This window comes from Bradyrhizobium sp. (assembly GCF_035701725.1).
Classification (GTDB): domain Bacteria; phylum Pseudomonadota; class Alphaproteobacteria; order Rhizobiales; family Xanthobacteraceae; genus Bradyrhizobium.
In genome coordinates this window covers 1-11,035 of sequence record NZ_DASSRP010000252.1, presented here as the reverse complement: position 1 = coordinate 11,035, position 11,035 = coordinate 1, and the positions used below count along the sequence as shown (strand labels likewise).

Annotated in this window: 11 protein-coding genes; 2 read left to right on the top strand and 9 right to left on the bottom strand. The window is 63.7% G+C overall.

All coding sequences use genetic code 11. The features are described from left to right. Positions 1–959, bottom strand: a 959-nt coding sequence (locus tag VFL62_RS14950; protein WP_325173155.1) for a flagellar motor protein MotA, incomplete at its 3' end; no start/stop codon positions are given. A 184-nt stretch (positions 960–1,143) separates the two neighbouring features. Here VFL62_RS14950 and VFL62_RS14945 point away from each other — a divergent pair. Further along, the gene (locus tag VFL62_RS14945) at positions 1,144–1,968 is read left to right on the top strand and encodes a DUF1295 domain-containing protein (protein ID WP_325173154.1); all 825 of its coding nucleotides are present in this window, start codon (positions 1,144–1,146) and stop codon (positions 1,966–1,968) included. Further along, positions 1,965–2,990: a cyclopropane-fatty-acyl-phospholipid synthase family protein gene (locus VFL62_RS14940; RefSeq protein WP_325173153.1), complete on the top strand. Its 1,026-nt coding sequence runs from the start codon at positions 1,965–1,967 to the stop codon at positions 2,988–2,990. Before VFL62_RS14945 ends, VFL62_RS14940 begins: the two co-directional genes overlap by 4 nt. Before the next feature lie 29 nt (positions 2,991–3,019). Here the strand turns inward: VFL62_RS14940 and VFL62_RS14935 are convergent, their stop codons facing one another. The 8 genes from VFL62_RS14935 to VFL62_RS14900 form a co-directional block, all read right to left on the bottom strand. Further along, a complete protein-coding gene (locus VFL62_RS14935; protein ID WP_325173152.1) occupies positions 3,020–3,847 on the bottom strand; it encodes a class I SAM-dependent methyltransferase in 828 nt (275 codons plus the stop codon). Beyond that, entirely contained in the window at positions 3,844–4,650 is an 807-nt protein-coding gene (locus VFL62_RS14930) for an FkbM family methyltransferase (RefSeq protein WP_325173151.1), read from the bottom strand. Before VFL62_RS14930 ends, VFL62_RS14935 begins: the two co-directional genes overlap by 4 nt. A 195-nt stretch (positions 4,651–4,845) precedes the next feature. Continuing rightward, positions 4,846–6,069 carry an MFS transporter gene (locus VFL62_RS14925; RefSeq protein WP_325173150.1) on the bottom strand — a complete coding sequence of 408 codons (1,224 nt, stop codon included), beginning with the start codon at positions 6,067–6,069 and terminating at the stop codon, positions 4,846–4,848. Positions 6,070–6,253: 184 nt separating this feature from the next. Continuing rightward, entirely contained in the window at positions 6,254–6,667 is a 414-nt protein-coding gene (locus VFL62_RS14920; protein ID WP_325173149.1) for a peptidoglycan-binding domain-containing protein, read from the bottom strand. Positions 6,668–6,933: 266 nt separating this feature from the next. Continuing rightward, positions 6,934–7,728 carry an inositol monophosphatase family protein gene (locus tag VFL62_RS14915; protein ID WP_325173148.1) on the bottom strand — a complete coding sequence of 265 codons (795 nt, stop codon included), beginning with the start codon at positions 7,726–7,728 and terminating at the stop codon, positions 6,934–6,936. 177 nt (positions 7,729–7,905) lie between these two features. Then, positions 7,906–8,970, bottom strand: coding sequence for a tetratricopeptide repeat protein (locus tag VFL62_RS14910; RefSeq protein WP_325173147.1), 1,065 nt, complete (start codon positions 8,968–8,970; stop codon positions 7,906–7,908). 9 nt (positions 8,971–8,979) lie between these two features. Continuing rightward, on the bottom strand, positions 8,980–9,654 hold the full coding sequence (locus VFL62_RS14905; protein ID WP_414644724.1) for a thiamine phosphate synthase: 675 nt from the start codon (positions 9,652–9,654) through the stop codon (positions 8,980–8,982). A gap of 2 nt (positions 9,655–9,656) precedes the next feature. Further along, positions 9,657–10,682: a class I fructose-bisphosphate aldolase gene (locus VFL62_RS14900; RefSeq protein ID WP_325173145.1), complete on the bottom strand. Its 1,026-nt coding sequence runs from the start codon at positions 10,680–10,682 to the stop codon at positions 9,657–9,659. Positions 10,683–11,035 lie beyond the last annotated feature (353 nt).

Below are 11,035 nucleotides of genomic sequence, written 5' to 3'. Positions count from 1 at the left end.
AGCAACCGCTTGATCTCGCGGTTTTGCTCGCCCTGGCCGTCGGCCCATTCGCGGATCATTTGCTGCTCGGTGCGCATGTGGGTGACGAGGCCCTGGATCGCCTCGGCGAGGTTGGCCATCGCCGTGGTCGTGGCCTTGCCGCCGCCGCCTTCTTCGAGCGCGACGCGCAGGCGGTCGATCGCGGCTTCAAGGTCGCCGCTCGCTCCGCCTTCGCCTGAAGACGCGTAGTTGCGCACGGTCGTGGCCAGCCAGTCTTCGAGGTCGGTGTAGAAGCGGTTTTGCGCCCCGCTCGATTGCAGGTCGAGAAAGCCAAGGATCAGCGAGCCGGCGAGGCCGAACAGCGAGGACGAAAACGAGATGCCCATGCCGCCGAGCGGCGCGGCGAGGCCTTCCTTCAAGGTATCGAACAGGGCGCCGGCGTCGCCGCCGACCTTCAGGCCGTCGATGACGTGGCCGACCGAGCCTACGGTCTCGATCAGGCCCCAGAACGTGCCGAGCAGGCCGAGGAACACCAAAAGGCCGGTCATATAGCGGGAGATGTCGCGGGCCTCGTCGAGGCGGGTGGCGATGGAATCGAGCAGATGGCGCATCGTCTGCTGCGAGATCGTGATCCGCCCGCTTCGCTCGCCGCCGAGGATGGCGGCCATGGGCGCCAGCAGCGTCGGATGGCGCGCGAGCGCGAGGCCGGGATCGGCGATGCGGAAATTGTTGACCCAGGCCACTTCCGGATAAAGCCGCACCACCTGACGGAACGACAGCACGATGCCAATGAACAGGACGAGGCCAATCAGCGCGTTCAGCCCGGGATTGGCGAAGAACGCGGTGACGATCTGCTTGTAGAGCACGACCGCGATCAGGGCGCACAGCACCAGAAACACCAGCATCCGCACCAAAAAGATCCGCGGCGGTGCAAGCTTCGTGAATTCGAGCTCCATGGTGGAGCGGGAGGAGGTCGGCATTTCCGGGGTCACCCGTTGCAAGCGGCTTTTTTCAATTGCCCACTATGGCACAGCGGGCTCGGGAGGGAAGGCTGGAGGTAGCGGATCGGGATTGCGGGCGGGAACTTTCGTGTGAAACTTGGCGTCATCTTGTCCGTAGCTCCGCAAAGACCTGAAAGCTCATGCGGTTAAGTGCGGATTTCGGATGGCTTCATCATACCTTGCGGCGCTGGTTTGGATCGCGCTCGCGCTATCGATCCTGATGGCGGGCGCCTGGGCCGTGCAACAGCGGACCGGCAATTCCGGCTGGGTCGACACCATCTGGACGTTCTCGGTCGGCCTGGTCGGGGCGTGCGGCGCGCTGTGGCCGCTCGAAGGGACTGCACCGAACGCGCGGCAATGGCTGGTTACTGCGCTGGTGACGGTATGGTCGTTGCGGCTCGGCGCGCACATTGCCGTACGGACGTCCCACATATCGGACGATCCGCGCTACGCGGCGTTCGCGCGTGAATGGGGAACTGCGGCGCCGCGCCGCATGTTCATGTTTCTGCAACAGCAGGCGCTGGGGTCGATCCCGCTGGTGTTTGCGATCTTTGTCGCCGCGCAGTTTCCGCACCCCGGGCTTCGCTTGCAGGATTATCTCGGCGCCATGATTCTGGCCGTCGGCATTTGCGGCGAGGCGCTGGCCGACGGCCAGCTCAAGCAATTCCGCCAAGATCCGGACCATCAAGGGCAAGTCTGCGATGCCGGATTGTGGCGCTGGTCACGACATCCGAACTATTTCTTTCAATGGTTGGGTTGGCTGGCCTATCCCGTGATCGCGATCTCGCCTGATCACCCCATCGGCTGGGCCAGTCTTTTGGCGCCCGCCTTCATGTACTGGATCCTGGTCCATGTCACCGGTGTCCCCCCGCTGGAGGCGCAGATGCTGCGCTCGCGCGGGACGCGCTACCGTGACTATCAGGCACGCACCAGCGTCTTCTTCCCGTTGCCGCCGCGCGTACGCGCTTCCAAGGGAGAACCAACGTGAGCTTGACGTCGGGGGTGATCGGGCTTGCCGAGCGGGTGCCGTTGCCCGATTTCGTGATCCGCGCGGCGATCCGACAACTTTGCGCGCGCACGGCGGCGCGGCTGGCCAAAGGCGATCCGGTAGCCGACGCGCGATTTGCGCGCGAAATGGCGGATCGCGCCATCGCCGAACACACGGCAGCCGCCAATGCGCAGCACTACGAAGTGCCGGCCGCCTTCTTCGGCCATGTGCTCGGACCGAACCGCAAATATTCCTCATGCTTCTATCGCACGCCCGGCTCGACCTTGCGGGAAGCGGAAGAAGAGGCGCTGCGGCAGACCGGCGATCACGCAGGCCTCGCCGACGGACAATCGATCCTCGAACTCGGCTGCGGCTGGGGTTCGCTGTCGTTATGGATGGCGCAGCAATTTCCGAATTCGAAAATAGTCGCGGTTTCAAACTCACATTCACAAAGGATGTATATCCAGGGCGAGGGCGCGGCGGGCGGATTGACCAATCTCTCGGTGGTCACCGCCGACATGAATCATTTCGATCCCGGACGACAGTTCGACCGTATTGTGTCGGTCGAAATGTTCGAGCACATGATGAACTGGCGCGAGCTACTGAGCCGGGTGCGGTCATGGCTGGCGCCGCAAGGCCGCTTCTTCATGCACATCTTTACCCATCGCGCCGGGGCCTATCTGTTCGACCGGAACGACAGCACGGACTGGATCGCGCAGCATTTTTTCACCGGCGGCATCATGCCGAGCCATCTCTTGATCCGGCAATATGCCGACTTGTTCGAGGTGGAGCAGGAGTGGCGCTGGAGCGGCGAGCATTATCAACGCACGGCGATGGACTGGCTGGCCAATTTCGATGCGCACGGGGGCGAGATCGAAACGGTCTTGCGCGGCGTCTATGGCGCGGACACCGAACTGTGGATGCGGCGCTGGCGTTGGTTTTTTCTGGCGACCGCGGGGCTGTTCGGCTTTTCAGACGGCAACGAATGGGGCGTCAGCCACTACCTCATGAAGGCGAGTTAAGGCAACGCGCGGCAGGGTAGCAGGCCGGTTCATTGCACCTTCATTCGCCAGTTCTCGGGGAGCGTGCGAAACGCAATATGGAGCAGCTCGCTGAAGGATGCGGTTTTGAAGCCGTACTTTCCCCAGGCCGCGGCGAGCGCCTGTCTGGTGAAGATTGAGACGTGCCCGTTGCGCGGTCCGATATACCACCAGGACATTCCGGTCTTGGGCAGGTCGTCCGGCTGGACCAGCGTCGTATACAGCACCGCGCCCGGATCGGCGACGAATTCGACCATCTTGCCAATTCCGGCGATCGGATCTGGCAAATGTTCCATGGTCTCAAAACACGTCACCAGATCGAACTTGCCGCTCGGCTGCAGCGCATGTTCCGCCACCATCGGATCGTAGGTCACCGCCTCCTTGAATCCGCTGGCGCGCAAAGAGCTGCACAGCACGTCGTTGCCGCCGCCGTAATCGAGCACCCGCATGCCCGACTTGTGCTCGGACCAGAACTGGGCCACCCAACTGGCATTGCCGCTTGGGCGCGCCTCCAGGTAATCGGGATCGTACTTCACGTAGTCGTCGTTGTAGATGTGGGTCTTGAATTCGCCGATGTCCCAGTCGTCGAACGCGTCGGTGAACAGAAAGCCGCAGGTCTCGCAGCGGCGATAATAGACCGGCAAGCCCGAAACAGGCGGCATGGGGGCGCCGATATCGCAGGGCCGGCTGAAGTCGGTCACGCCGTAGAGCGCCGACGGCGCGCCGCAAATCTTGCAGGGCAGGGAGGACGGCCTTGCCGCCCTGAGACGAAGATCGGCTGGACGCATGGTCAGCTTTTGCTGCTCGTTTGCCGCCGACAGAAATCCTCGCCGGTTCACGAGGCCTTCTTGACCGGGGCTAGTTCGCTCAAGGTCTTGTCTTCGGAGTGAATCGCAAGGATGTTGATGCCGACTTCCCGCAGGACATAGCCGCGATCGCTGAACCAGCGGTGCAGTTGCTCGCTGTTGCTCTTGATCTTTTCGACCAGAAGAATCGGACGCGTGCTCTTGATGGTTTTCTCGGCGCCTTCCAGCGCTTCCATCTCCATGCCTTCGACGTCCAGCTTGATGAAGTCGACCCGCGGCAGGTTGAACTCGTCGAGCGCCACCTTGCGGACCTCGGCGGTGTTTTCCGTGTAGTTGATCGGTTGGCCGATGAACTCGTTGTTGGCGCGCTGGCGCAGCTCGAGACTGCCGAAGCTCGCGGGCATCATGTAGTTCGGATTGGGGATGGTCATGACGCCGGATTCGGAGGAGATCGCCGCATGCAGCGCCATCGCATTGAAGCAGTTGTTGATCGCGATATTGCCGGCGAGCGCGTAGTAAATCCGCTCCTGCGCCTCGATCGCAAACACCGATCCCCAGCCGGTCATCGCGATCGCCCATTCGATGGTGTGCACGCCGATATTGGCCCCGCAGTCGAGCGCCAGCACGCCATTGCCATGGTGGCGGCGCCGCGCCGCCAGAAGTTCGACCGCCAGTTTGACCTCGGTCGGATCGAATGAGCCTGATTCGAGGATCTGAAAGCCGACGCCGATGCCGCTGTCGGGGCCGACCATTCGATAGTCGAGCCGGTTGACGATCATCGTCCCGTGGTTGGACGAAGCAAGCACGAAAGCCAGTTTGCGTCGCACGTCAGCCATCACATGTCTCCTGCGGCCAAGAGTAAAGTCAGGCGATTTGACAGGGGAAGGCGAGGCGATACGGCAGAAATTTCGAGAGGCTGCCTGACGCTCCCGATGACTCATTCGGCTCGATCACGGCATGAACAACTAGATGATTCTTGAGGCCTCGCAAAGGCGCAGGAACGCTTCCAGCGGCCGGGAACTTGCTCGCGGTCAGGCATGGACGGGGCGGAGCCGCTGGCGTCCCACCAAAATGCAGATCAAGAGAAGATTGAGAAGATTGGAGCCGATACCGGCGGCGAAGGCCGGCGCATAGTATCCAAAATGATCGTAGAGCAGGCCGGCGATCCAGCTCCCGGCGCCCATGCCGCCGCCCGAGAACAGCAACAGGGTCGGAATTCGCCAGGAGGCCTGTGACGGCGGGAACAGTTCGCGCGCCGAGAGCACATAGGCCGGGATGATGCCGGAAAAGCCGAGGCCGAACGCCGCCGTCACGGCGAAAAGGCCGGCCTCGTTCTGCGTCAGCAGGAAGGCCGTCATCGCGACCGCCTGCCAGACCGATCCGATCAGCACGGTGGTCAAGCCGCCGATGCGGTCGGAGATCGCGCCCCAGACCTGCCGGCTCAGGAATGCCGTCCCGAGCAGCACCGAGAGCATCAAGGCCCCTACCGAGCGGCTGATGCCCAGATCGCTGCAGAACGCGACGAGGTGTCCCTGCGGCATCGACATCGGGATGCAACACAGGACGGCCGCGCAGCAGATCATCGCGAACACGACATTCGGCGGCCAGCCGAGCACGCGCGCGCATGCCGCGCCTTCTGCCGCCGATGCGAGAGGATGATGCGTGTCCGGGGGTGCACGGAAATAGAGCGCCGCAACCGGCACCACGACGAGCATCTCGGCGACGGCGTAGAGCAGCATCGAATGTCGCCAGCCGAACTTGGCGATCGCGCCCTCGAAGATCGGCGGCCAGATCGTGCCCGCCAGATAGGTGCCGCTCGAAATCAGCGCCAGCGCCGAGCCGCGGCGGCGGTCGAACCAGCGGCTGACATAGACATAGAGCGGTGCATTGATGCCGCCGATTCCGATCATGCCGATGAACAGTCCGTGGCCGATCCATAGCGGCCAGGGCGGCCCGAAGGTCGAGATGGAGAGGCCAAGTCCGATCATCAGCGAGCCGAAGATCACCGTCCAGCGTGTGCCGATGCGCCCGGCGATCTGAGACATCACGATGCCGCCGAAGCCGGAGCCGAGCCAGGCCAGCGAGGAGGCGAGCGCCGGAATCGAACGCGAGCCGCCGACCTCGCTTGCGATGTCCTTGAGCGCGACGGCCGTGATCCAGGCAGCCCCAAACGACATTGCCAGTACGAACAAGGCGGCCGAAGCAACGGTCCAGGAGGTCCTGGTCTCGATCGAAATGGAAGGCGATTGCAGCATTGGCGGACGGTCTCAACTTGCTGGTCCGTTCTACAGACCACGCAAGAATCTACCACCCACATCCAAGCGGGGCAGTTCGGCATGCTGCATTGCGGCGCGTCGCCTCACGACGTTGCCCAGGGATGCTTTGCGATTTTCGAAGATCGGCGCGATGCGAATTCCACCGTACGCTTGGTGGTCCGAACTAGCGGCCGAACAGGCCGCCCACCACGTGGCCGATCGCCCCGATCGGGCCGCCAATGCCGCCGCCGCGAGCATGACGGCGGCCGTGATGACGCTCGGCACGGTCGGGCTTGCTGTCTTCCGCCACATCGGCGCTTTCGTTCAGCAGCGCCTGATGCTGGGCCTGGTTGAGAAAACCGGTCTTGGGAAAGCCGTGGCTCTCCTGCCAGCGCGAAATCGCATCTCGGGTCTGATCATCGAATTTTCCGGACGACTTGGTATCGAAGCCAAGCCTGGTGAGGCGGCGCTGCACGTCGCGGCGCTTCGTCCTGGTCAGGTGGATCTGGTCTTCGCTCTGCTGGCTGGCTTCGTCAGTCGACGCGGTCGGCGCCGTATCGTCGGCGGGCGCCGAGACTTGGCGAGGGGTTTCGCTCAAGCCCGCCCTCGCGGAGTTTGCGCATCCCGCGATTCCCAGAACGAACAGCACGAGAATCACGGCGCGCATGAGCCTGTTGCCTGATGTTGGGGCCGACGATCGAGGGCTAGGTCCGCATTAGTAGAGACACATGCCACCGCCTTCAACACTCCTTTTGTCGCGGGGCAACGATTGTCCGCGACTGTTGGTTCCATGCCGCAGGTTTGCTGGCTTCGCCGCACCGCACGCGAAAGAGCTGAGGGTCGGTTATTTGCACGTCCGCGGGATCAAGTCCCCAGCGGCTTCAAGATCTTCACAAGCTCGCCGTGCACAAACTCGTTGCCGCAGATCACGCTGCGGGTGATCAGCGGGTCGTCATTGCCGGCGATGCCGGAGACGACGCCGCCGGCTTCGCGCACCAGGATCTGGCCGGCCGCGATATCCCAGGGCTGCAGGTTGCGCTCCCAGTAGCCGTCGAGGCGTCCGGCGGCGACAAAGGCAAGGTCCAGCGAGGCCGCGCCGAACCGGCGCAGTCCCGCGACGCGGTTCTGGATTTCGGTCATTTCCCGGCGCGACAGCTCGTGGTCGCCGCGGCCGATATGCGGCAGTCCGCAGGCGATGACGCATTCGTTGAGCTTGCGCCGCCCCGCAACCCGCAGACGCTGATCGTTCAGAAACGCGCCCTTGCCGCGCTCGGCGGTATAGAGCTCGTCATTGGCCGGATTATAGATCACGCCGGCGATCACAGTGTCCTCGCGCTGGAGCGCGATCGAGATCGCAAATTGCGGAATGCCGTGCAGGAAATTCGTGGTGCCGTCGAGTGGATCGACGATCCAGGTGTGAGTCTTGTCGGCGCCTTCGCGCATGCCCCCTTCCTCGCCGATGAAGCCATAGCCGGGCCGTGCCTTGGAGAGATCGGTGTACAGCATCTCCTCGGCGCGCTTGTCGGCCAGGCTGACGAAATTGGCCGGTCCCTTCAGCGACACTTGAAGATTTTCGATTTCGCCGAGGTCGCGCTTAAGGCTGCGGCCGGCGCGGCGCGCCGCCTTGACCATGACATTGAGGAGGGCTGATTGCAGCATGATCTTCGTTGTTTCCACGAAAACGGCGCGCTCCCTCTCCCATCGGGACAGGGCGGGGTGAGGGGTTACGGTGTCGGTGAGGTTCGAGACCCCTCACCCGGCGCTAGCGCCGACCTCTCCCCACAGGGGAGAGGTGAAGACGAGTGTGCGTGCCCGTTAGCGCGGGAGCCGTCAAGCTCATTTGGTGCCGAACCACTTGCGCACAGCGGCGGACGCCTTGTCCTTGTCCTCGGCGCTCATGCTGGCGAGGGCCTGGTCGAGGTCGGGATCGCCTTTTCCGGCCGTCTTGGCGATGGTGTGCCATTTCAGCGCCTCGACCTTGTCCATCGCGACGCCTTGGCCGCTGGCGAGCACGCGCGCCAGGCGGTTTTGCGCGATCGGATTGTTCTGCCGGGCCGCCTTTCGCAATAACGTGATCGCGGTGGCCTCGTTCTTGGGGGTGCCGGTGCCGTTGAACAGCGCGATCGCATATTCGACTTCGGCGTCGACAATGCCCGCCAGTGCCGCTGCCTGCAGCAGCCGCGCCGCTTTCTCCACATCCTTCGGCACGCCGGTGCCTTCCTTGTAGAAGGTTGCGAGCGCGTATTGCGCCTCCGCATTGCCGGCGTCCGCCGCCACGCGCATCAATTCCGCGGCGCGCCGCACGTCCTGCGGCAGCACGTCGCCGCCGAGATAAAGCAGCGCCAGATTGTAGGTTGCCTTCGGATTGCCGAGCTTGGCGGAGGAGGCGAGCATCTTCGCCGCTTCTTCGCGATTGACCGGTCCGCCGCGGCCGGCCAGCCGCAGCATCGCGAGTTCGAACATCGCCTCCCGATCGCCGGCATCGGCCGCGCGCTTGTACCATTCGACCGCCTTGGCATCGTCGCGCTTGACGCCAAAGCCGTTGGCGTAGAGCTCGCCGAGCATGGTCATCGCCTTCGGATCGTCCTTCTCCTGCACCCGCTTGGTGGCCAGATCGAACGAGGTCTTGTAGAGGCCGCGCTGATAGGCGCCGTAGACGAGATCGGCGTTGGGATCGTCGGGCGCCTCGACCGACGCCGCGGTCGCGTTGGGCGACGCGGGCGTTGCCGGCTTCTTCGCCGTCGGCCTGATTTTGGGCTGGGCTGCGGTGGCGGGCTTTGCCGGCGGCGGTGTGGCGGGTGTTGCCGGCGTAGCCGCAGGCGGGGAAGGCGGGACCTGGGCGAGCGCCACCGTTGCCAGCATCACGGTGCCAAGGATCAGAAGAGGGCGGAAGATTCTCATGGTGCTGCTTTAGCCCTGCGGCGCCTCGGCTTTCGCTGGCCTTGCGGCACGGGCCTTGCGGATCGCATCGCCGGCGGCGCGCAAGGCCGCAGCCGGGCCCTCGGGGGCGGTCCAGACGAAATCGCCGGCCAGAATGAAATCGGCGCCTGCCGCGGCGAACGCGCCGACCTCCTCCAGCGCGCCGGCGAAGCCGACCGACGGCACTTCGAATACCTCGTCCCACCATTGCAACCGCTCGGCAATCGCTTCGCTCGAGGGACGCTGCCCGGTCTCGTTCGGCTCGCCGAACAAGACATAATCTGCGCCGAGTTCACCCGCGGTCATCGCGTCATGGCGCGTTGCGAGGCCGCCAATGCCGGCGATGCGATCGGGTTTCAGCGAGGGCAGCGCCTCCTCCAGCGCGGCGAGGCCGGAAAGATGGGCACCATCGGCGCCGCCGCGCGCGACCAGATCGGCGTGCCCTTCGAGCAACAACGCAGCGCCCTTGTCCTGGACGATCGGCGCCAGCGCCTTGATGTGCGAAATGAGCGTGCGCGGGTCCGATGGTTTCAGCCGCAGCAGGACGGCCGCGACATCGGCTTCCGTCAATAAGGATGGAAGCAGTTTCGCGATCGGCTGCGGATCGTCGATCTCAGGCGTTGCGAGATAAAGCCGCACGAGCGGCCGTGGCGGGACAGGCTTCAATGTTACGCCGCCTTCTTTTCGAGGTCGGCCGTCCATTTGCCGGCAGAGGCGAGCCCGTTCATATGCGCGCGGTGGCTGAAGGCACGCTGGCCGGCCGCGACGTTTTCGGCTTTTCCGGACCAAGCCTTCTGTGGCGCCGCCTGCAGCGCGCGGCCATAGGAGAAGGTGAGGCGCCAGGGCAGGTTGCCGATCGCATTCATGGCATTGAGATGCGCGGTCGCTTCTTCATCGGACTGGCCGCCGGACAAGAACGCGATGCCGGGCACGGCCGCGGGCACGCAGGATTTGAGCAGGCGGATGGTCTTTTCGGCGACTTCCTGCACGGACGCCTGCCTGGCCGACTTCTTCCCCGATATCGCCATGTTGGGCTTGAGGATCATGCCTTCGAGCGCGACGCGCTGCACGCGCAATTCCTGGAAGGTCTTGTTGAGGACGCGGCTTGTGACCTCGTAGCAGCGGTCGATGTCGTGGTCGCCGTCCATCAGCACTTCCGGCTCGACGATCGGAACGATCTGTGCCGCCTGGCACAACGCAGCATAGCGCGCCAGCGCATGCGCGTTGACGCGGATCGCGGTCATCGAGGGGATCTTCTGGCCGATGTCGATCACGGCGCGCCATTTCGCAAAGCGCGCGCCGCGCTCGTAATATTTCTTCAGCCGTTCGGCGAGCTTGTCGAGACCGACGGTGACGAGTTCGCCGGGGCAATTCGGCAACGCTTGCGTTCCTTCATCGACCTTGATGCCTGGAATGCTCCCCGCCTGCTCGATCAGTTTGACGAGCGGCGTGCCGTCCTTCGCATCTTGCCAGATGGTCTCGTCATAGAGGATGACGCCGGAGATGTATTTGCTCATCGCCTCCTGCGCGCGGAACAGCATCTCGCGGTAGTCGCGGCGGCTGTCCGCGGTCGATTCCACCTTGATGGCGTCAAAGCGCTTCTTGATGGTGCCGGACGATTCGTCGGCCGCGAGGATGCCCTTGCCCGGCGCGACCATGGCAACGGCGACTTTGTTGAGATCGGCGAGATTCATCGGAACGTCCTCCGCTGGTGGTCCGATTCTAACATTCGCATCCCGTCTCAGTAGCCACTTTTGCGAATGTTAGAATCGAAGGACCACCAGAAAACCATGTTTTGCAGTGGAGTTTCGGATTTGACATTCGCTTTGCGAGTCCGCGGCCCGATGTGTAGCGAATGTCAAATCCACTCCACTGCTTGCGTTTTGGCGGCCAAAATAGACCGTTCTCGGGCAAAAGAGGAGGTTCACGTTGGTCGCAGGGGGCGGCGTTGGCACCCGAATGGCGTCATTCCGGGGCAACGCGGAGCGTGAGCCCGGAATCCATGGCACCGCGAGTACATGGATGAATGGATTCCGGGTTCGCATCT